At 70.4% G+C, this 20,970-nt stretch carries 21 protein-coding genes; 8 read left to right on the plus strand and 13 right to left on the minus strand.

What is annotated here, in order from left to right; genetic code table 11:
• Positions 1 to 22: 22 nt before the first annotated feature.
• The 4 genes from ACWD26_RS13110 to ACWD26_RS13125 all read right to left on the minus strand — a co-directional run bounded on the left by ACWD26_RS13110 (position 23) and on the right by ACWD26_RS13125 (position 5,282).
• Positions 23 to 1,564, minus strand: a complete 1,542-nt coding sequence (locus ACWD26_RS13110) for a hypothetical protein (protein WP_451269255.1) — start codon at positions 1,562 to 1,564, stop codon at positions 23 to 25.
• Positions 1,561 to 2,238 (minus strand): SigE family RNA polymerase sigma factor, encoded by a 678-nt coding sequence (locus ACWD26_RS13115; protein ID WP_451269257.1) that lies wholly within the window; start codon positions 2,236 to 2,238, stop codon positions 1,561 to 1,563. The genes ACWD26_RS13110 and ACWD26_RS13115 overlap by 4 nt, the downstream gene beginning before the upstream one ends.
• Before the next feature lie 544 nt (positions 2,239 to 2,782).
• Positions 2,783 to 3,874, minus strand: a complete 1,092-nt coding sequence (locus ACWD26_RS13120) for an aspartate-semialdehyde dehydrogenase (protein WP_451269259.1) — start codon at positions 3,872 to 3,874, stop codon at positions 2,783 to 2,785.
• Between the two features lie 127 nt (positions 3,875 to 4,001).
• Positions 4,002 to 5,282 (minus strand): aspartate kinase, encoded by a 1,281-nt coding sequence (locus ACWD26_RS13125; protein ID WP_451269261.1) that lies wholly within the window; start codon positions 5,280 to 5,282, stop codon positions 4,002 to 4,004.
• A 320-nt stretch (positions 5,283 to 5,602) separates the two neighbouring features.
• Between ACWD26_RS13125 and ACWD26_RS13130 the strand changes: the two genes are divergently transcribed.
• Positions 5,603 to 6,322, plus strand: coding sequence for a response regulator (locus ACWD26_RS13130; RefSeq protein ID WP_451269263.1), 720 nt, complete (start codon positions 5,603 to 5,605; stop codon positions 6,320 to 6,322).
• A complete protein-coding gene (locus ACWD26_RS13135) occupies positions 6,319 to 7,716 on the plus strand; it encodes a HAMP domain-containing sensor histidine kinase (RefSeq protein WP_451269265.1) in 1,398 nt (465 codons plus the stop codon). The genes ACWD26_RS13130 and ACWD26_RS13135 overlap by 4 nt, the downstream gene beginning before the upstream one ends.
• A gap of 56 nt (positions 7,717 to 7,772) precedes the next feature.
• Here ACWD26_RS13135 and ACWD26_RS13140 read toward each other — a convergent pair whose 3' ends face one another.
• The 4 genes from ACWD26_RS13140 to ACWD26_RS13155 all read right to left on the minus strand — a co-directional run bounded on the left by ACWD26_RS13140 (position 7,773) and on the right by ACWD26_RS13155 (position 11,042).
• On the minus strand, positions 7,773 to 8,273 hold the full coding sequence (locus tag ACWD26_RS13140) for an SgcJ/EcaC family oxidoreductase (protein WP_451269267.1): 501 nt from the start codon (positions 8,271 to 8,273) through the stop codon (positions 7,773 to 7,775).
• A gap of 463 nt (positions 8,274 to 8,736) precedes the next feature.
• Positions 8,737 to 9,315 carry a Uma2 family endonuclease gene (locus tag ACWD26_RS13145; RefSeq protein WP_451269269.1) on the minus strand — a complete coding sequence of 193 codons (579 nt, stop codon included), beginning with the start codon at positions 9,313 to 9,315 and terminating at the stop codon, positions 8,737 to 8,739.
• Between the two features lie 214 nt (positions 9,316 to 9,529).
• Entirely contained in the window at positions 9,530 to 10,537 is a 1,008-nt protein-coding gene (locus ACWD26_RS13150) for a hypothetical protein (RefSeq protein ID WP_451269637.1), read from the minus strand.
• 181 nt (positions 10,538 to 10,718) lie between these two features.
• Positions 10,719 to 11,042 carry a helix-turn-helix domain-containing protein gene (locus ACWD26_RS13155; RefSeq protein WP_451269271.1) on the minus strand — a complete coding sequence of 108 codons (324 nt, stop codon included), beginning with the start codon at positions 11,040 to 11,042 and terminating at the stop codon, positions 10,719 to 10,721.
• Positions 11,043 to 11,096: 54 nt separating this feature from the next.
• Here ACWD26_RS13155 and ACWD26_RS13160 point away from each other — a divergent pair, with 54 nt between their 5' ends.
• Complete coding sequence (locus ACWD26_RS13160; protein WP_451269273.1) at positions 11,097 to 11,525, plus strand: hypothetical protein; 429 nt, start codon at positions 11,097 to 11,099, stop codon at positions 11,523 to 11,525.
• Here ACWD26_RS13160 and ACWD26_RS13165 read toward each other — a convergent pair.
• From ACWD26_RS13165 to ACWD26_RS13180, 4 genes are all read right to left on the minus strand, one after another.
• Positions 11,522 to 12,457 carry a M56 family metallopeptidase gene (locus ACWD26_RS13165; protein ID WP_451269275.1) on the minus strand — a complete coding sequence of 312 codons (936 nt, stop codon included), beginning with the start codon at positions 12,455 to 12,457 and terminating at the stop codon, positions 11,522 to 11,524. The two genes, ACWD26_RS13160 and ACWD26_RS13165, sit on opposite strands and share 4 nt — an antisense overlap.
• A gap of 185 nt (positions 12,458 to 12,642) precedes the next feature.
• Positions 12,643 to 13,305: a DUF5063 domain-containing protein gene (locus tag ACWD26_RS13170; protein WP_451269277.1), complete on the minus strand. Its 663-nt coding sequence runs from the start codon at positions 13,303 to 13,305 to the stop codon at positions 12,643 to 12,645.
• Positions 13,298 to 13,897, minus strand: a complete 600-nt coding sequence (recR, locus tag ACWD26_RS13175; protein ID WP_451269279.1) for a recombination mediator RecR — start codon at positions 13,895 to 13,897, stop codon at positions 13,298 to 13,300. The genes ACWD26_RS13170 and recR overlap by 8 nt, the downstream gene beginning before the upstream one ends.
• 110 nt (positions 13,898 to 14,007) lie before the next feature.
• Positions 14,008 to 14,355, minus strand: a complete 348-nt coding sequence (locus ACWD26_RS13180; protein WP_451269281.1) for a YbaB/EbfC family nucleoid-associated protein — start codon at positions 14,353 to 14,355, stop codon at positions 14,008 to 14,010.
• Between the two features lie 308 nt (positions 14,356 to 14,663).
• On the opposite strand from ACWD26_RS13180, the gene ACWD26_RS13185 reads away from it, so the two are divergent.
• The 5 genes from ACWD26_RS13185 to ACWD26_RS13205 all read left to right on the plus strand — a co-directional run bounded on the left by ACWD26_RS13185 (position 14,664) and on the right by ACWD26_RS13205 (position 19,263).
• A complete protein-coding gene (locus tag ACWD26_RS13185; RefSeq protein WP_451269283.1) occupies positions 14,664 to 15,431 on the plus strand; it encodes an SLATT domain-containing protein in 768 nt (255 codons plus the stop codon).
• Between the two features lie 487 nt (positions 15,432 to 15,918).
• On the plus strand, positions 15,919 to 16,437 hold the full coding sequence (locus ACWD26_RS13190) for a toxin-antitoxin system HicB family antitoxin (RefSeq protein ID WP_451269285.1): 519 nt from the start codon (positions 15,919 to 15,921) through the stop codon (positions 16,435 to 16,437).
• Positions 16,438 to 16,521: 84 nt separating this feature from the next.
• Complete coding sequence (locus tag ACWD26_RS13195; protein ID WP_451269287.1) at positions 16,522 to 17,364, plus strand: DUF4097 family beta strand repeat-containing protein; 843 nt, start codon at positions 16,522 to 16,524, stop codon at positions 17,362 to 17,364.
• A 106-nt stretch (positions 17,365 to 17,470) separates the two neighbouring features.
• Positions 17,471 to 18,475, plus strand: a complete 1,005-nt coding sequence (locus ACWD26_RS13200) for an ATP-binding cassette domain-containing protein (protein ID WP_451269289.1) — start codon at positions 17,471 to 17,473, stop codon at positions 18,473 to 18,475.
• A complete protein-coding gene (locus tag ACWD26_RS13205) occupies positions 18,472 to 19,263 on the plus strand; it encodes an ABC transporter permease (protein WP_451269291.1) in 792 nt (263 codons plus the stop codon). Before ACWD26_RS13200 ends, ACWD26_RS13205 begins: the two co-directional genes overlap by 4 nt.
• Positions 19,264 to 19,369: 106 nt before the next feature.
• Here ACWD26_RS13205 and ACWD26_RS13210 read toward each other — a convergent pair whose 3' ends face one another.
• A complete protein-coding gene (locus ACWD26_RS13210) occupies positions 19,370 to 20,941 on the minus strand; it encodes a PstS family phosphate ABC transporter substrate-binding protein (protein ID WP_451269639.1) in 1,572 nt (523 codons plus the stop codon).
• Positions 20,942 to 20,970: the final 29 nt, after the last annotated feature.

Raw genomic sequence — 20,970 nt, forward strand, 5'->3', positions numbered from 1 at the left:
GCTGCCCCCGGCGGGACTCCGGTCAGGAGCCCGCCAGCAGCCCCGTCCGGTAGAGCACGCCCGCGCAGGCGTTGCTGACGGTGGTGCTGAAGCTGGCCACGCCGCCCTCGGTGGTGTGGGAGACGAGGACACTGCCGTCGACGACGCCGTCCTCGGTGAAGAGCTGGGTGGAGACGGAGTTGGAGCCGTCGGTGGTCGCGCCGGGGGTCGCCTCCCCCGTGGGCGTCGGCTCCGTGGTCGGGTCCGAGCCGCCGGTGCCGCCGTCGGTCGTACCGCCGGTGGTGGGGCAGGGCTCCGAAGGCACCCAGGCGAACCGCACCTCGTACGCCGCCCCGGGCGCCAGCAGCAGCTGGGGGACGGACAGCGACGGGTCGGGCAGTCCGGCGGCCGCGTCACCGGCGACATGGTTCGCCACGGTGATCTTCGTGCCGTCTGCGGCTCCCTGCGGGGCCGTGCTCACGCCGCCCGCGCCGGTGACCGTGCAACTCGTGCCGGAGATGTTGGAGACGCGGAACGTGCCGTAGACGGCGCCGCTGGAGTCCGGTGAACCCACGGTGGCACCGCCGCCGAGCTGAGCCGTGGTGCACAGGGTCGAGGCCGCGATCGTCGGTGTCGGCTCGGCGCCGCCCGTGGAGCCGTTGCTCTCGCCCCTGCCCTTGTCGGCCTTGTCCTTGTCGGTGCTCTTGCCGGACTCCTTGGCGCCGCCGGAGGAGCCGCCCGACGTACCACCCCCGCCGGTCTGGCCCTTGGTCTGGCCGGCGGTCCCCTGGGTGTGGGAGCCGTTGCCCATGATGGAGGGGTTGACGTCGGAGCCGGTGGAGTTGGAGACGTGGACGAGGGCCGGGACCGCCGTGCCGACGAAGAGCGCGGCGGCCGCCATGCCGACGACGGCCTGCCGCTTGCGCGTCCGCCGGGCCGGTACCGCCCGCCGCAGATGCTCCAGCGTGCCGTCCCGGGGCTCGATCTCCGACACCGCCTGATGCAGCAGGTTCCGCAGCACCAACTCGTCGGACTCGAACCCACCGATCCCCTTCGGGCCGGGGCCCGGCCGCGGCCCCGCCCCGTCCGAACGCGAACCGTCCGAACGCGAACCACCCGAACGCGGTTCGTCCGTACCGAGGTCGGCCGAATTCAGGTCGGCCGACCTCGGGGCGTCCGAACTCGGAGCGTCCGAAGGCGAATCGTCCGAACGCGAGTCGTCCGGGGCGCGGCCTTCGAGACCCTGGCCCTTGGAGGTGGGGCCTTGTTCTTCGGGGCCGTGATTCACAGTTCCGTTCCCAGCGTGCGATTGCGTTTCTTCGTGCTCGTCGAGCTCGCGCCCCCCGACGCGCCCGTCCCGCCCGCGCTCCACGGCGCGCTCGTCCTCGTCCCCGCGCTCCACGGCGCGTTCATCGTCGGCCCCGCGCTCCACCGCGCGTTCGTCATCGTCCCGGCGTCCCCAGGAGGCGCGCCTGCGGGCGCCGAGTTCGTCGCGACCGTTCAGCCCGTCGTGCCTGTGGAGTCCGTCGTGCCTGTCCAGTCCGTCGTGCCTGTCGAGCCCGTCGTCCTTGCCGTGCGTGCTCATGCCGGCGCCTCCATGGCGACGCGCAGTGCCGCGATGCCCCGGGAGCCGTACGCCTTGACCGAACCCAGCGATATGCCGAGCGTCTCGGCGACCTGCGCCTCGGTCATGTCCGCGAAGTAGCGCAGCACGAGGACCTCGCGCTGCCGGCGCTGCAGACCCTTCATCGCCTTGATGAGGGAGTCGCGCTCCAGCTGGTCGTACGCGCCCTCCTCCGCACTCGCCATGTCGGGCATCGGCTTCGACAGCAGCTTCAGACCGAGGATGCGGCGGCGCAGGGCGGAACGCGAGAGGTTCACGACCGTCTGGCGCAGATAGGCGAGCGTCTTCTCCGGGTCGCGGACACGCTTGCGCGCCGAGTGCACCCGGATGAACGCCTCCTGGACGACGTCCTCGCAGGAGGCGGTGTCGTCGAGGAGGAGGGCCGCGAGGCCGAGGAGCGAACGGTAGTGGGCGCGGTAGGTCTCGGTGAGATGGTCGACCGTCGTACCGGAGGCCGGCACCGTGGATGTGTCGTCCGCGCCGTCGCGCTGGCTGGGTATGCGGGTCGGCCGCGCCGCGGGCATCGGCGCGATCACCGGCATGCCGCCGGCCGAACCGGGCGCGCGGGGACGGCGGGGTGGACGAAGGGCGGTGCCCCTCGCCTGTACCGCGGTGAAATCGAGAACCTCTGCCACGCCTGTTGGACCCGCGTCCCCCCGTCAGGGTTGTACGCGACAGGCATCACTTTTGCGTCAGACCGCAGACGTGCGCACGCGGCACGGGCGCCCGTCGGTGCGGCGGACTCGCGCGTTGGCGCGCTGCGCGCACCCGTCGGCACGACCCACCGAACACCGGACAGCGCGTCGAACGCTCTCATGCGTACCAGCTCTTCCCCTATGCCCCAAGTGTTGGCGCCCAGCCCCGCCGAAGGGCGCTCGTTAAAGACGCTCCCCGTCCACCGCGTGGTTGCGGAGGACGGGGAGAAAAACCCGCGATCACCGGGAGGCCTGAATCAACCCGGAAATCCCGCGACAGTACGGCCGGAAATCCTCCGTCCGCCGAACCGCCGACTCGAAGAACTTACACGCCATCGCCGACAACGGCCCACGCCAGTGGGCCGGTACCGCGACACGGCCGATAGCCGATCTACGCACGGAAGTGGGTGGCTCGTGGCCGAAACGGCGGACAGTGCACCCATAGGCAACGAACAGTGCACCCTGAGACAACGAACAGCGCGCTCTAGGGCAGCGACCGGCCCCGCCCCGTCCGTTCCGCCGCCACCTGCTCCGCGAGCTGGGTCGCGTTGAGGGCGGAGCCCTTGCGGAGGTTGTCGCCGCAGACGAAGAGTTCGAGGGCCGTCGGGTCGTCCAGGGCCCGCCGTACGCGGCCCACCCACGTGGGGTCCGTGCCGACGACATCGGCCGGCGTGGGGAACTCCCCCGCGCCCGGGTCGTCGAAGAGCACGACCCCGGGGGCCGTGGCGATGATCTCGCGGGCCTTGGCGACCGTGACCTCGCCCTCGAAGCGGGCGTGGACGGTGAGGGAGTGCGCGGTGACCACCGGGACCCGTACGCAGGTCACGGCGACCGGCAGGTTGGGCAGCCCGAGGATCTTGCGGGACTCGTCCCGGACCTTCATCTCCTCCGACGACCAGCCGTCCGCCCGCAGCGACCCGGCCCACGGCACAACGTTCAGCGCCACCGGCTCGGGGAACGGCCCGGTGTTGTCGCCTACGGCCCGCCGTACGTCACCGGGGGTGGTCCCCAGCTCCGTACCGGCGACCATGGCGATCTGCTGCCGCAGGGTCTCCACGCCGGCCCGCCCCGCGCCGCTGACCGCCTGGTACGCGGAGACGACCAGCTCGCGCAGTCCGAACTCGGCGTGCAGCGCGCCGAGCGCCACGATCATGGACAGGGTCGTGCAGTTGGGGTTGGCGATGATCCCCCGCGGCCGGCGTCGGGCGGCGTGCGGATTGACCTCGGGGACCACGAGGGGCACCTCCGGGTCCATCCGGAAGGCGCCCGAGTTGTCCACCACGACCGCGCCCTTGGCGGCCGCGATCGGCGCCCAGTGGGCCGCCACCTCGTCGGGTACGTCGAACATGGCGATGTCGACCCCGTCGAAAGCCTCCTCCGACAGGGCCGCCACCTCGACCTGCTCCCCGCGCACGGCCAGCTTGCGGCCGGCCGAGCGCGGGGAGGCGATCAGACGGATCTCGCCCCAGATGTCCGCCCGGTGGGACAGGATTTGGAGCATGACCGTGCCGACGGCCCCGGTCGCGCCCACGACCGCGAGCGTCGGCCTGCCGGTTCGCCCGGCATCGACGGCCATCAGCGACCGAAGCCGCCGTCGTCGCACGAACCGTACGAACCGCACGAGCCATACGAACCGTGCGAGCCGCACACACCACACGTGCCGTACGTGGCGTACGGGCCGTACGACCCGTTCGAGCGGACCGTCATCGTCCGGTGCCCCCGTAGACGACGGCCTCGTCGCTGTCGGAGTCGAGCCCGAAGGCGGAGTGCACGGCGCGCACGGCCTCGGGGACGTCGTCGGCACGGGTGACGACCGAGATACGGATCTCGGAGGTGGAGATCAGCTCGATGTTCACGCCCGCGTCGGACAGGGCCTCGAAGAAGGAGGCGGTGACGCCCGGGTTGGTCTTCATCCCGGCGCCGACCAGGGAGATCTTGCCGATCTGGTCGTCGTAGCGCAGCGAGTCGAAGCCGATGCCGGCCTTGTTCTTCTCCAGCGCGTCGATGGCCTTGCGGCCCTCGGTCTTGGGGAGGGTGAAGGAGATGTCCGTCAGGCCCGTCGTCACGGCGGAGACGTTCTGCACCACCATGTCGATGTTGACCTCGGCGTCCGCGATGGCGCGGAAGATCGCGGCGGCCTCGCCCGGCTTGTCCGGGACGCCGACGACCGTGACCTTGGCCTCGGAGACGTCGTGGGCGACTCCGGAGATGATGGCGTGCTCCACCTTGTGGTCCCCTTGCGACTCTGGCTTCTCGTTGCTGACCCAGGTGCCCGGCAGTCCGGAGAAGGACGAGCGGACGTGGATCGGGATGTTGTAGCGGCGGGCGTACTCGACACAGCGGTGGAGCAGCACCTTCGAACCGGACGCCGCCAGTTCGAGCATGTCCTCGGAGGAGATCCAGTCGATCTTCCGCGCCTTCTTCACGACCCGCGGGTCGGCGGTGAAGACGCCGTCGACGTCGGTGTAGATCTCACAGACCTCGGCGTCCAGCGCGGCGGCCAGCGCGACGGCGGTCGTGTCCGATCCGCCGCGGCCCAGCGTGGTGATGTCCTTGCTGTCCGCGCTGACGCCCTGGAATCCGGCGACGATGGCGATGTTGCCCTGGTCGATGGACTCGCGGATCCGGCCGGGCGTGACGTCGATGATCCGGGCTTTGTTGTGGACCGAGTCGGTGATGACACCTGCCTGGCTGCCGGTGAACGACTGGGCCTCGTGGCCCAGGTTTTTGATCGCCATGGCCAGCAGCGCCATGGAGATACGCTCCCCGGCGGTCAGCAGCATGTCGAACTCACGCCCGGCAGGCATCGGTGACACCTGCTCGGCGAGATCGATCAGCTCGTCCGTCGTGTCGCCCATCGCGGAGACCACGACAACCACCTGGTTGCCGTTCTTCTTGGCTTCCACGATTCGCTTGGCGACGCGCTTGATGCCCTCGGCATCGGCTACGGAGGAGCCTCCGTACTTCTGCACGACAAGGCCCACGTGCGCTCCTCGCTCCGTTTCATTCCCTTATCCGCACATACACACGTACTGCGGCGGTCGGCTCAGTCTAACGAGCGGCCGAATCTCCCTTCCCGGATATCGCATGGTGAGATGTCCCGCTCACCCCTTGATCACCTGGGTTTTCTCCGGACGTTCTCCCGGTTTTCACCCGGCTTCTCGCCCGGACCTCCGACCGCTCCGGGAACGTCTCTGCCCAGGTCGTCGCCGAACAGTCGACGCGGAGGGGGAAAAGTGCCTGGAGTCACACCGCGGGCCCCCGCGGCGACGAAAGCCCAACTTTCAAGCACTAAGGTCATGGCGTGCGCGTACTTCTGGTGGAAGACGACGAGCCGGTCGCCGAGTCCCTGCGGCGTGGGCTCCTGCGATACGGCTTCGAGGTGGAGTGGGTCACCACGGGCGGCGCGGCGCTGTCGTACGGCGGCCCGTATGACGTCGTCCTCCTGGACCTGGGCCTGCCCGACACCGACGGGCTCGACGTCTGCAAGGCCCTCCGGGACCGCAGCGAGGTGCCGATCATCGTGATCAGCGCCCGCAGCGACGAGACGGACCGCGTGGTCGGCCTGGAACTCGGTGCCGACGACTACGTCTCCAAGCCGTTCGGTGTCCGCGAGGTGATCGCCCGGATACGGGCCGTCATGCGCCGTATGCAGCCCCGCGCCGGCGACTCGCCCGCCACCGGCCCCGACCGCTACGGCCCCCGCCTCACCGTCGACCGCAAGGCCGCGCGCGTCCACCTCGACGGTACGGAGGTGGGGCTCGCCCCCAAGGAGTACGACCTCCTCGCCTTCCTCACCGAGGAGCCGGGCGCCCTGATGTCGCGCGAGCAGATCATGGAGGCGGTCTGGGACGCGAACTGGTTCGGCCCGACGAAGACGCTGGACGTCCATGTGGCGGCACTGCGGCGGAAGCTGGCCGGGGCGATCACGATCGAGGCGGTGCGGGGGGTGGGGTTCCGGCTGATCGTCAACGAGGAGTCCGGGACGCCCGGCGGCACGCGTGAGGGCGACGGCACGTCATGATCCGGCAGCTCATCCGCAGCTACGTCCTCCTCGTGGCTGTGGCCATCGCCCTGTTCACCGTGCCGGTGGCGTTCACCCTCACGGATCAGCTGCGGGGCGACACCGAGCTGTCCGTCAAGCGCGAGGCCGAGACCATGGCCAAGCTGCTGGGCACCGACGACGTCGCCGCGTGCGAGGCCCTGACGCAGATGGCCAAGGCGTACACCGACGACGACGCCGAGGTCCAGGCCGAGGTCCAGGTGTCCGCCACGAACGGCTGCGGGCCCGAGGGCTTGGCGGCACCGGTCAGGGACTCGGCCCTGACCAGGGCCCTGGAGGACAGCGAGGCCACCACCGACTGGGGCGCCGACTTCATCTGGGGCGACAACCTGGTGATCACCGTCCCCGCCCATGAGCGCACGGCGGACGGCAAGGCGACGGATGAGGTCGTCGGCGCCGTACGGATCGTCTTCTCGACCGACCACCTCACCTACCGCCTCTGGACCATCTGGGGCTTCCGGGCGGCGCTGGCCGTCCTGGTCCTCGCGGCCGCCGCGTTCATCGGCGTGTTCGCCGCCCGCCGGCTGACCGCGCCCCTGCGCCAGCTCAACGAGATGGCGAGCAAGATGAGCGACGGCGACCTGACGGCCCGCTCCCCCGTCACGGGCCCGCAGGAGACGCAGACCCTGGCGCGCACGCTGAACCAGGCGGGCGAGCGCCTGGACACGCTGATCGCCTCGCAGCGCATCTTCGTCGCCGACGCCTCGCACCAACTGCGTACGCCCCTCACCGCTCTGCGGCTGTCCCTGGACAACATCGCGGACGGCACGGACGACGAGTTCGTACGGGAGGACGTGGAGCAGGCGACCGCCGAGGTGGTCCGGATGAGCCGGCTGGTCAACGGTCTGCTGGTGCTGGCGCGGGCCGAGGCGAAGGTGACGGCGGCGGAACCGCTGTCCCTGCGGGACGTCATCCAGGAACGCCTGGATGTGTGGAGACCGGCCGCCGACGAGCGCGGAGTCACCATCACGCTCAGGGGGAGTGCCGACGGCCGGCCGCTTGTGCTGGCCAGTCCCGGTCATCTGGACCAGGTCCTGGACAACGTGCTTTCCAACGCCCTGGAGGTCTCACCGGACGGTGCGACCATCACGGTTCGGGTGGAGGCCCGGGGCGATGTGGTGGTGCTGTCGGTGCTGGACGAGGGGCCCGGTATGTCGGACGCCGAGAAGTCCCGCGCCTTCGACCGCTTCTGGCGCGGTCAGGGCCTCACCGGGAAGTCCGGTTCCGGCCTCGGCCTCGCCGTCGTCAAGCAACTCGTCACCGACGACGGCGGAACCGTGGCCCTCGAGGACGCGCCCGGGGGCGGTCTGTGCGTCGCGCTCACGTTGCGTGCGGCGCGGCCCGGGGGTGGCTGAGCCGGGGGGTGGAGGGCTCAGCCACGACCGGCTGCGAGCGGAGCTTCGACCGGCGATCAGCCCTCGGGCATCGCCGAGGAGTGGTGGTTCACGATCTTCCAGACGCCGTTCCGCTTCTCGTACTCGTACGTGTAGCGGGCCTCGACGACACGCTTCGCACCGGTCTTCGGGTCGGTGAGCGTGAAGGCGTACGTACCGGCGTCGAGCGCGGAGTTGCTGTCGAGGACGTTGATGTGCGACTTGATCTTCTTGCCGACCGGCTTGTTCTCCAGGAAGTGGTCGAAGTAGTCGACGATCCCGGCGCGGTCGGTGCGGACCTTGTTGGAGACGGTCGGCAGAAGCACCGCGTCCTTCGCGTAGCGGTCCGCCACCTTCTTGGAGCTACCGGTCTGCAGTGCCTTGTTCCAGCCGTCGAAGAGTGCCGCGATCTCCTTCTTGGAGGGCTTCTTCGGCGCGGCCTCGGCCCCGGCCATGCTGACTCCGGCGGTGACGGTGCCGGCGGTGACCAGTGCGGTGGCGGTGACGATGGCGGCGCGTATGCGGTTCTTGCGGGTCATCGCGATCTCCCGTGCGAGTGTGGGGTGTTACTGCCTCCGCTTCGTCTGCGGTGGAAGTGACTCCAGATTCGCGTGACGCCGGTTAGGGGCCGTGCAGGGGAAGTACAGGGGGCGGACAGGGGTCACCCAAAGCACAGAGGGTGATCGTTCGATCACTTGGCGATGTGCCGACCGACGCGGCGAGGGTCGACTTGCCGATGCCGCCGAGCCCGTGGAGTGCGTGGACGACGACACCGCCTGTCTCCCCGAACGTCGCGTCGGGAAGCCGGAGTTCGCGCCGACGGCCGACGAACTGACCGGTCCGAGCGGGAAGATGACGTACCCGGGCCGCGCACGCGCCAGCGAAAACGTCTTTGCCGGAAGCACCGTGGCCCGCCCGGTCGACGCGATCTGTGTGACGAAGTCCCCGGTGGTCACATCGCCGAGGTCCCTCCCGGCGGCGATCGCCCCGCACCGAGCCGGATCAGTCCGCGTACTCCTTGAGTTGCTCCGTCTCCAAGGTGATGTTCACGGGGTCGGGGAGCTTGACCGTGGCGCCGAAGGCGAACTTCTCCTCGTGCCGGTAGCGCCCGCCTTCCGGCTGGTTGAACACGACGACCGAGCAGTCGTCGCGGTCGATGAGGAGATAGACGGGGATGCCTGCGGCGGCGTAGCCGTCGGGCTTCTCAACCCGGTCACGCTGATGGGTGTCGTTGTCATAGGACGTGACTTCGACCACCATGAGAACACTTTGCGGGTCTGACCAGTCCCCATGCCCCGCCGCGAACCCGAACGGTGCGAGAACGCCATCCGGGCGTGCCCGCCCCTTGCGGTAGCCCTCGATCTTCATGCCGCGATCCCCATAGAGCCACAGCTCGGGACGATGCTGCATGCACAGCCGCTGCAGCCAAGCGACGATGTGATCGTGGTTGCCGTCGGTCACCGGCTTGACCTGGACCTTCCCCTGGATGAACTCCAGCCGCACCATCTCGGGGGCATGGCGTTCGAGCTCCTCGAACTCCTCGACGGACATCTGCGGCCGGTGCTCGGTCCTGGGGGTCATGGCGTCGCCTCCTCGACTCCATGGTGCCCTGACCGGTACGTCCTGCACGCTCATACGCCCCTCCCGTCCGAAGAGCCTCCAGCGACCGACCCACCCCGCTCGTCGTCCGCCGGACACCACCGGTTGGCGTTCGCTCGTGCTCGCAGGCGGGCCGTGACGTCGGCACCGAGGCTGAGTAAGAGCCGCTCGTCCTCCGGAAGCTCCGCGGACCGGGTCACTTCCAGCGCCCCAGACCGGCCGCACGGCGCAGTTCGTCCACACGTGCCGTGACGTCCACGACCTCGTCGGCACCCGGGAGGCCGCCGGTGCGCGGGGCTGGGAGGAAGGTGTCCGGGATCGGCACGTACACCGGCATGGGCCCGTCCTTCTCGCACTCCGCGAGACATTCACGGCACAGCCCATTCACGATCTCGACCGTCCGCTCGTCCGCGTCGCACAGACCACAGGCCATGATCACTCGGTCGATACGCGCACGCAGGCCGGCCTTCTGCCGGATCCTGGCCTTCTTGGGCCTCATCGGGGGCATCTTGCTCTCCAATCGTTTGCGGGCGAGGCCGCCCGGGTTGGTGACATCCGGCGGCAGTCCGTCGGTCAGCGCCTTGGTGACGTCCTGCGGCGTCGCGCCACGCGACAGCCATTGCGTGACGAGGGATTCGAGGGAGTGGCAGTCGGTGTCGGACAGCGGCATACGGGGTTCCACGGAGCGGATCTCGGCGAGGGTGTGGTAGGCCGTGCTGGACTCCGGGACCGGGGCTACCGCCCTGCCAGCCTTGTCGGCCTCGGCGACGGTCTCGGCCTGCTCGGCGGGTGGCTCCGCGGGCTCGCTCTCCTCGACCCGGGCCAGTCCCGACTGGTAGTGCTCCGTCACGTCCTTGCCGTCGCGCTCCCGCGCGAAGTTCTTCCACCACTCCACCGACCTGGGGGTACGCGACCAGTACGTCCGCGTCACCCACCGCATCGAGCCGTCCTCGATGGTGATGTGTTCCTTGATCCACCGCAGATGACCGGCGTGGACGAGGCGCCCTGACGAAGTACGCACCGCCTGCTGGCCGTAGCGCGGGTGCTCCGCCGCGATCACCTTGTGGCCCATGGCGTGGCCCTCTTCGAGGTGGTCGATGAAGACGGCGATCTCGGCGTCACGGGGGCTCAAGTGTGCGAAGGTCGCGTCCGCGTGCGGGTCTTCGTCACCCACGGAACGCTTTCCGTAACCCGTTTTGGCCATCGGGTGGGACGGGGAAGGCAGGGCAGCACTAGGCTGGGTGTAAGCCACGATCGAGTCTCCGTCGATCCGTAGGTCTAGGCCCTGGCACTGGTGTTGGCGCACCGGCCGGGGCCGATCTATTTGGTCGGTTGCCGCGAACCTAGAGCGACTTTACGTTCCGAAGCAAGCCGATCACGGAACGTCACCCATTCGGGTTACGCCCCTTCAACTCACGTACGAGCTTGGTTGGTTGGGTTGGTTTTTCATCCATCCCAGAATCACTCAGTAACCCCTCAGCCCGGCACAACTCATCCGCCACCTCGAGCGCCCGAGGCGTCGGCATCCGCACCCCTTGCTCCATGGACTTGATGGTGTCCGGCGAGTAGTTGGACGCAGCAGCCAGTTCCTCACGACTCACGTTCGCCTTGGTGCGCCATCGCTTCATCTGGTTCCCGCTGTAGCGCCACGCGATTGGCGGCTGGGAGTTGTACTGGCCCGACACAGCGTCCACCTCCGGTCGATACATCACAGCGAGTATCACCTCAGTCACTACCCAGCGTAGCCATCCGCTCGCCACCCTGTGACCATGACGAACGCAATTCACCGGCCGCCGTGGGTCCCGGCCTCGGGCCACCGGCTCCGGGTGATCGGCGTGCACTTCGACGCCGTACGGATCGAGGGCGGGCGCGGGGAGTTGGTCGCGAACGAGCTGATCGAGCTGACGGACGGGGACGCCGGGCCGGTCATTCTCGAACAGGCCGGGTTCCGGTGGATGTACTTCCTGCTGAGACCGGGGACGGTGCACCGACACGCGTGGCTGCCGGGCGTGCAGCGGTTCGGGTTGAACTCGAAGAACATGCGGACCGTGACGTACGTCGGCATCCCGGCCCTCGACGGCAACACCTATCCGCTGCGCTGGTACTCGGAACCGACCCCGGAAACAACTTATGTGGACCCGGAGTTGCTGCTGACAGCGGTGACCGCCGTGTCGAGGGGGGCGCGAAGCTAGAGCGTCCCCAGTGCCGGCGCGAACGCGATCAGCAGCGGGAGGAGGGCGAGGAGCGCGGCGGCGGTCGTGGTCGCCGCGCGGCGGGTGCGGTCCAGGCGGGGCGGGGGTTCGAGGAGGCGCTCCACCCGGTCGCCCAGCAGGCGGCGGGTGTTGGCGCAGCTCAACACGCCCCGGTGCTGGTTGAGTTCGATGAGGGCGAGAGCCGTGGTCAGGTGGCCGCAGCGGCGCGATGCCGTGTCGTCGGCGGCCAGTTCGACCAGGCGGTGGGTCTGGTCGGCGAAGTGGGCGAAGAGGGGGATGCGCGGGAAGCCCGTGGCGAGGGCGGTGGAGAGGTGGAGCAGCCAGTCGTGGCGGGCGCGGGCGTGGCCGAGTTCGTGGGCGAGCACGGCGTCCAGTTGACGGTCGGTGAGTTTGCCCAACGCGCCGGTCGTCACGACCAGTTGGGGTGGCGCGCCCGGCATCAGCCACGCGTCCGGGTACTCGTCCTCCAGCACCAGCAGCGGGCCCTGTGCCTGCGGCAGGCCCGCCGGGAGATCGGGGGCGCGCTCCCGCAGGTGCGCCCGGCGGAGGTGTCGGCGGCGCCGGGCCTCGACCAGCTCACGGGCGAGCATCGCACCGCTCCAGGCCGCCCCGCAGGCCAGGGCCAGCGTCAGTACGGCCGTCCAGGGCGGCGCGGCCGTCAGGTCGTACGCGGCGGTCACGGCCGGGGGTGCGGGGGCGAAGGCGTGCGTACGGACCGTCTCGAACACCGCCGCAGCGCCCAGCACCAGCGCCGCGAGGCAGCTCAACAGGGCCGCCGCCACCAGGCACTGCCAGGCCCACAGCGCGACCACGGGTTCCCGCTCGGGCCACCTGGCCCTCAGCAGGGCGCGGGGGCCCAGCACTGCGGCGGTCAGGGCCACGGCGGTGAGGAGCAGCAGGAGAACGGTCACGTCACTGGGTCCGGTTCCTGTCGGGGGCGCGAGAGGGGGTGCGGGGGCACGTACGGCGACGGTGTCTACGCTACCGCCGGTACTCCCCCTTCCAGGACCCTTTCGGCAGCCCTTCGTCCAGCCCTTCGGCCGCTCCGCTCCGTTCAGTTGCCCGTGGCACCATCCCGCCCTGGGTGAGCCTGGGCCTACTTCACCTTCCGCAGGCCCAGCGGGCCGGCGATCTCCTCCGCCATCACCTGGCCCGCCTCGAACTCCAGCGTCTCGTCGCCCATCAGTTCCTGGTCGGTGTCGAGGCCGTCGAGCTCGGCGAGGGGCTGGTTGAGGCGGACGTGCGCGACCACGGACTGGAGGGCGCGGAGGGTCGCCGAGGCCGTGGAGCCCCAGTTGGAGAAGTAGGAGAACTGCCACCACCACAGCGCCTCGGTGGTGCGGCCCGCGCGGTAGTGGGCCATGCCGTGGCGGAGGTCGGCGATGACATCGGCGAGGTCGTCGGAGATACGGGCCGGGACCGGGGCCTTGCGGGGCTCGTACGGGTCGAAGACCTCGGAGTAGACGTCGACCGGGTCGAGCATCCGGGCCAGGCGTTCGCGCAGCTCGTCGACGTCCGACTCGGGGCCCGGGTCGGGCTCGTAGCGCTCGTCCGGCACGATGTCCTCGTGCGCGCCGAGGCGACCGCCGGCCAGGAGCAGCTGGGAGACCTCCAGGAGGAGGAAGGGAACGGCCGAGTCCGGCTCGTCGCCCTTGGCCACCTCCGTGACGGCCACCAGGAAGCTCTCGATCTGGTCCGCGATCTGGACCGCGAAGTCGTCCGGGTTCTGGCCGGTCGCGTGCAGCGTGGCGTCAGACATCTAGGAGTCGTCTCCCCTCGAAGGCGCGGCCGAGGGTCACCTCGTCCGCGTATTCCAGGTCGCCGCCCACCGGGAGGCCGCTGGCCAGGCGGGTGACCTTGAGGCCCATGGGTTTGATCATGCGGGCGAGGTACGTGGCCGTGGCCTCGCCTTCGAGATTCGGGTCCGTGGCCAGGATCAGTTCGGTGACCGTCCCGTCGGCCAGGCGGGCCAGCAGCTCCCGTATGCGCAGGTCGTCGGGGCCGACGCCCTCGATCGGGCTGATCGCGCCGCCGAGGACGTGGTAACGGCCGCGGAACTCACGGGTCCGCTCGATCGCCACGACGTCCTTCGGCTCCTCCACGACGCAGATGACCGAGGCATCGCGGCGGGTGTCGCGGCAGATGTTGCACAGCTCCTCCTGCGCGACGTTCCCGCAGGTCGCGCAGAAGCGGACCTTCGCCTTCACTTCGAGGAGGGCGTGCGCGAGACGCCGTACGTCCGTCGGCTCCGCCTGCAGGATGTGGAAGGCGATCCGCTGCGCGCTCTTGGGACCGACGCCGGGCAGTCGCCCCAGCTCGTCGATGAGGTCCTGGACCACGCCTTCGTACACGGACTGCCGTCCTTCCTGGTGTCTTTCAGTACGTACCGTAGTCGGCCGCCGCCGGTCCGAGGAAGGCGGTGCGGGGTACGTATGGGCTCAGAGGGGGGTCGCGGAGAGGTTCAGAAGGGCAGGCCGGGAATGCCCATGCCACCGCCGCCGAGGCCCTGGGCCAGGGGGCCCAGCTTCTGCTGCTGGAGGGCCTGGGCGTTCTCGTTGGCCGCCTGGACGGCCGCGAGGATCAGGTCGGCGAGGGTCTCGGTGTCCTCCGGGTCCACCGCCTTGGGGTCGATCTTCAGCGCGCGCAGTTCGCCGGAGCCGTTGACGGTGGCCTTCACCAGGCCGCCGCCCGCCTGACCGTCGACCTCCGTGCGCGCGAGCTCCTCCTGCGCTTTCGCCAGGTCCTGCTGCATCTTCTGGGCCTGCTGGAGCAGCTGCTGCATGTTGGGCTGGCCACCACCGGGGATCACGTTCAGCTCCCTCGCACGAGTTCTTGCGGCGCACCGTGGACGTTCCTGCGGACGCCACCGTGGCCGTTCTTGCGGTCGCCACGAGCCTACGTGGTCGGCACGGCCTGTGCTTCGCCACTCTTTCGAGTGAGGCGGCCGGGGATTCGTATACCTGGTCAAGGGCATCTTCCAGGGGGAAAAGCGGTGAAAACGGGTTCTTCGCCACCCATTGGGAGGTAGGAAGGGTCCGGCCGCGTCAGGGTGCGTCAACGCCGTACCCACGCGTGTCTCGCACTGTCGTCAGCAGCGTCGTCAGTAGGGAGTGCCGGGTGAGCCAGCCGGAGATTCAGCCCGAGGGGGGACCCCAGGACGGGCGGGGTGAGGGGTCCGGGCTGTGGGCGGAGCCGTGGGCGTCGACGGCCGGCCCGTGGGTGGGGGACCTGGCCGGGCGGCCCTTTCCGCAGGGGGACTGGGGGGCGCCGGCCGAGCGGCTGGAGGAGCTGTACCAGTGGGTCGAGCGGGCGGCGTTGGAGACCGCCGCGTGGTATCTCGCGGACCGGGTGTGGAAACGGCTGGCGGCGCGGCTGCTGCGGACGGGGGCGGCGGTGGGGGCGCTGGCCGGGGCGGCGCTGCCGTTGCTCGATCTCACGGGGGCGGTGGGTGGAGTGGCCCCCTGGGGATATCTGGCGCTCCTGGCGTGTGCGGCATGTGTCGCGGTGGACCGGTTCTTCGGGGTCACGTCCGGGTGGATGAGGGATGTCGCCACGGCGCAGGCGGTGCAGCGGCGGCTGCAGGTGCTGCGGTTCGACTGGGCGTCCGAGAGTGCGCGGGAGGTTCTGGGGCCGGCGGAGGGGACGGCCGGGGAGGCGGCGGAGCGGTGTCTGGGGGTGCTGCGGCGGTTCGCCGAGGACATCACGGATCTGGTGCGGGCGGAGACGACTGACTGGATGCTCGAGTTCCGGTCGGGTTCCGCGCCGCTCGGTGTGCAGACCGGGGGGTCCGTGTCGCGGCCCGAGGGGGGAGCGGGTGGGCGGTTGTCGATGCTGCCGGGGGCTCGGCCGAACATGCCTCGGCAGCGGCCGCCGGAGGCGCGGTGAGGTGACCTGGGCCCTCCTCGCCCCCGCCGCCCCTACCCGTCCCGTCCCAGGGGCGCTGCCCCTTCGACCCCGAGGGGTGGGGTTTTCGGGTGCGGGTGGGTGGGGGCTGGTCGCGCAGTTCCCCGCGCCCCTAAAAGACCAGGCCCCTGCGGGCCTGAAGACAACGGCCCTGCGGGCCGAAAAGCACGGGGCGCAGCCCCCGCTTTTCAGGGGCGCGGGGAACTGCGCGACCAGCCCCCACTACCCGCAGCCGCCGTACGACCGACCCGCCCCCGGCCAGTGGTGCCACTTGGCGCCATCTGGCGCCGCGTGGCGCCATGCGGCCTCGATTCGCACCCCTGGACGCGCACGAGCACGCATGGCGCCACCGCCACCCAGACAGACGCCAGCACATTTACGCAGGTCAGAGCCACCAAGTCGGACACCAACCCCGAAGATGCCGCCCTGCGGCTTGCGCATGGCGGCAGATTGGCGCCATGATGGCGCCATGGACCTCACCCCGTATGTCGACACCCTCCGTCGCGAACTCGCGGTGGCTGCCGAAGCCGGTGGCGACGAAGCCCGCGAGCTGGCCGAGAGGCTCACCGCTCCGCTGGAGTCGGCGACCCGGCTGACCATGCTCAACGTGCTCTCCGCCGCGATGGACGAGATCACCCGCGAACTCGCCCCCGGCTCGGTCGACGTACGGCTGCGCGGGCTCGACCCCGACTTCGTGGTGACACCGCCGCCCAGCTACGGCGACGCCCCCGCGCAACCGGCCGCGCCCGTCGAACCGCTCAACACCCCGGCCCCGGCCGACGCCGACGAGGGCGGCACCGCCCGTGTCAACCTGCGTCTGCCGGCCCACCTCAAGGCCCGTGCCGAGGAGGCCGCGGCCCGCGAGGGCCTGTCGGTCAACGCGTGGCTGGTGCGCACCGTGTCGGCCGCGGTCGACGGCGGTGCCCGGCCGCGTACGACGGAGAAGACCCAGACCGTCGGACAGAGCTTCACGGGCTGGGTGCGCTAGCCGCGCCGCCGCCCGCACCACTTCACCCACACACCACGTCCCACCAGCGGGGACGCCCCACGGACTCAAGAGGACGGGACAGCCATGCCTTCTTTCGACACCCCCGAACCGATCTCGGTCACGGCGCACGTGGGCGCCGGTTCCATCCAGTTCACCGCGAGCGACCGCCTCGACACGGTCGTCGAGGTGCGGCCCGGCGACCCGAAGCGGGACAAGGACGTGCGGGCCGCCGAGCAGACCGAGGTCACCTACGCGAGCGGCGTTCTGACCGTCAGGACGAAGGAGCGCCGCCTGATCGGCCCCTCCGGCACCGTCGGCGTGACGGTCGACCTGCCCACGGGTTCGCGCATCGACGTGACCGGCTCCTGGACTCAGGTCTTCGGCGAGGGCCGGCTCGGCGAGGTCCGCGTGAAGGCCTCGGTCGGCGATGTCCGCCTCGACACCACCGGGCCGCTGGAGGTGAACGCGTCGCACGGCTCGGTCACCGTCGACCGGGTCGAGGGCACGGCCGAGATCACCACCAGCAGCGGCAACCTGCGCGTCGGCCTCGTCGACGGCCCGGCCGTGCTGAAGAACTCGCACGGCACCACGACCGTCGGCACCGTGACCGGCGACCTGCGGGTGAGCGGCGCCAACGGCGGCATCGACATCGCGCGCGCCGAGGCGTCGGTCACCGGCACCTCGACCCACGGCTCCCTTCGCGTCGCCGAAGTCGCCTGCGGCAACGTCGAGTTGGAGACCTCCAACGGCTCCATCGAGGTCGGCGTCCGCGAGGGCACCGCCGCCTGGCTCGACGTCAGCTCCCAACGCGGGCAGGTACGCAACAGGCTCACCGCGTCCGAGGCCCCGGAGCGGACCGAGGACACCGTCAAGGTCCGCGCACGGACCCACTGGGGCAACATCGACGTCCTCCGCGCCAAGGCCTGAGCGCCCACACTCCCCGGCCGCCGGAGCCCGAACACCCTCACCCCCGTACCAGCCTCATCTCTTCCGCCCCACCCCAACCACTTCCGCCCCCGAACGGGAGGGCCCCATGCCTTCTTCTGTCATGCCCACATCAATACAGCTCGGCAGCGATCACCCCTCCCCGATCGCCGTCTCCACCGTCGGTCTGCGCAAGTCGTACGGCGACAAGGTCGTCCTGGACGGCATCGATCTGCGCATCCCGGCCGGGTCCGTGTTCGCGCTGCTCGGCCCGAACGGCGCCGGCAAGACCACCGCCGTCAAGATCCTCTCCACCCTCGTCTCCGCCGACAGCGGGCAGGCCCAGGTCGCGGGCCACGACCTCGCCACCGCCCCGCAGTCCGTGCGTGCCGCGATCGGCGTCACGGGGCAGTTCTCCGCCGTGGACGGGCTGATCACCGGCGAGGAGAACATGCTCCTGATGGCGGACCTGCACCACCTGTCCAAACGCGAGGGGCGACGGGTCACCGCCGAACTCCTGGAACGCTTCGACCTCACCGAGGCCGCCAAGAAGCCCGCCTCCACCTACTCCGGCGGCATGAAACGCCGCCTCGACATCGCCATGACCCTGGTCGGCGACCCCCGGATCATCTTCCTCGACGAACCCACCACCGGCCTCGACCCCCGCTCCCGGCACAACATGTGGGGCATCATCCGCGAGCTGGTCTCCGACGGGGTGACGGTCTTCCTCACCACGCAGTACCTGGAGGAGGCCGACGAGCTCGCCGACCGTATCGCCGTGCTCAACGACGGCAGGATCGCCGCCGAGGGCACCGCCGACGAGCTGAAGCGGCTCATCCCCGGCGGACACGTCCGGCTCCGGTTCTCCGACCCGGCGGCGTACCGGTCGGCCGCCACCGCGCTGGGTGAGGCCGCCCGGGACGACGAGGCGCTGGCGCTGCAGATCCCCAGCGACGGCAGCCAGCGCGAACTGCGCTCGATCCTCGACTGGCTGGACTCGGCCGGCGTCGAGGCGGACGAACTGACCGTGCACACCCCCGACCTCGACGACGTCTTCTTCGCCCTGACCGGCGGCGCCAACGTCCCCGACCAGGCCAAGGAGGCCACCCGATGAGTTCCCTCTCCCTCGCCGTGCGCGACTCGTCCACCATGCTGCGCCGCAACCTCCTGCACGTGCGGCGCTACCCCTCTCTCACCCTGAACCTGCTCCTCACGCCGGTCATGCTGCTGTTGCTCTTCGTCTACATCTTCGGTGACGTGATGAGCGCCGGCATGGGCGGCGGCGGGGCGGGCCGCTCCGAGTACATCGCGTATCTGGTCCCGGGCATCCTGCTGATGACCATCGGCGGCACCACGGTCGGGACCGCGGTGTCCGTCTCCATGGACATGGCCGAGGGCGTCATCGCCCGCTTCCGCACGATGCCGATCCACCGCGGTTCGGTGCTCATCGGGCACGTCATCGGCAGTGTGCTGCAATCGGTCGCCAGCGTGGTTCTCGTGGGCGCCGTCGGCGTGGCCATCGGGTTCCGCTCCACCGATGCCACGGTCCTGGAATGGCTGGCGGCGTTCGGGCTGCTCGTGGTGTTCGCCATGGCGCTCACCTGGATCGCGGTCGGCATGGGCCTGGTCAGCCCGAACGCCGAGGCCGCCAGCAACAACGCGCTGCCGCTGATCTTCCTCCCGCTCATCTCCAGCACCTTCGTCCCGGTCGACGCGATGCCGGGCTGGTTCCAGCCGATCGCCGAGTACCAGCCCTTCACCCCCGCCATCGAGACCCTGCGCGGGCTGCTGCTCGGCACCGAGATCGGCCACAACGGATGGCTCGCCCTCGCCTGGTGCCTGGGCCTGGCCGTGCTCGGCTACTTCTGGTCCAAGTCGGTGTTCCATCGCGACCCGAAGTAGAGGCCGACGGCTCCCACTCCAGGGCGGCGTACCCCGACACCTCGTCGGCGTACGCCGCCCGTCGGCGTTCTCCGCCGCCCGTCGGCGTTCTCCGCCGCCCCCCGGCTCAGCCCCCCTCGTCGTCCCGAGCCCGCTGGTCGCACAGCCTCGCCCCCGTCGCCGTCTCGCACGGCACGTGCCCGTGGTTGCGGATGACGCTCTGGGCGCTGCCTCGGCGGATATGGGCGAGGAAGCTGTCGGCGAGGGAGTTGGCGGGTGGGCGGCGGTAGGTGTAGGCGTACTCGGCGCCGTAGTACGGGTAGGTGTCGTCGCCCTTCTCCAGGGCCTCCACGGAGGCCGTGTGGCCGTCGAGCGCGAGGCGGCGCAGGCCGGAGCGGCGGGTGGTGAGGTTGAGTTCGCTGTAGCCGACGGCGCCGGGGAGTTCGGCGACCTTGGCGAGGACCTGCTCGCTGGAGTCGAGCTCGCAACGGGTGACGGACGCGGTCGAGAGGTCGTCCCGGCGGCAGTCGAGCGAGGTGCTGGCGACCTGCTCCCAGCCGTCCAGCACCGTGCGCTGGAAGACCTGCCGGGTGCCCGAGTCGGCGTCCCGGCTGACGAGGACGACGGGGATGTCGGGAAGGGAGGGGTCGAGCTGTCTCCAGCGGGTGATCTCGCCCCGGTAGACACGGCGTACGTCGTCGATGGACAGGGTTCCGCCGCGCGGGCGGATGCCGTCGTTCACGACGAGCGTGAAGACGGACAACGCCACCCGGTGGCCGACCAGTTCGGGATCGGCGCTCGTGCTCGGCCCGTCCGAGAAGGCGATGACGGCCGGGGAGCCCTTCTTCGACTCGGCGCCCAGTGTGGCGAGTTCACCCACGCCCGCCGAACTGCCCCGCGCGTCCACCCGGATCTCGGCGCCCGCGCAGTCCTTCTCGTACTCCTCCGCGAGCCCCCGCAGCACCGGCGCGAACGCGGTCGAGCCGGTCAGCGTCAGCTCGCCCGTGGCGCACTCGATGGGCGGCGGGGTGTCGTCCCGGACCACGACGATCGCCGCCAGGGCGATCACGCACAGCGTCAGCATCACGGTGATCAGCCGCGCCGCGCGGCTGAACAGCGGCGGCTTCTCGTCGGGCGTCGCACTGCGGTTGGGGTGCACCTCGCCGTCGCGGATGCCGCCGATGAGCCGTATCGGGCTGTCGACGTCGCCGCCGGCGAGGAGCACGAGCAGCTTGAAGTGGTCGCCGCGGTTGAGGGGGACGCGGGGGATACGGAGGACGCCGTCGCGGTAGCCGAAGCCGGCGGCCGGGGTGAAGTGGTCCATCAGGTGGTCGGTGCCGGGTGGCTGGGTGACCGAGACGCCCCGGATGACGCGACCGGTGAACACGGCGGTGAGGCCGTGCAGTTCACGTCCCGTGTAGTCGTTGTCGGCGATGCTCTGGGAGCCGTCGTTCTCGACGCGCAGCAGGACCAGGGTGGCGTCGGACATGTCCGGGGCCTCGTCGAAGAGCCCGAGGCGGACGTTGGCCCGCCCCGAACGCACGTCGTGGCCTATCGGGTTGTCCATCTGCACGCGGTAGCCGATCCGCTTCCGCCTCGGCACCCGGCGCTCGTACCAGACCATGACCGCCGACGCCACGACACCGGCCACGGCGGTCGCCACGGCCACCACGTTCTCCGCGCTCAGCCACTCCTGCATACGAGCCACTCCCCCGAGCCTTACGCTCC

It is taken from the genome of Streptomyces sp. NPDC002787 (genome assembly GCF_053592095.1).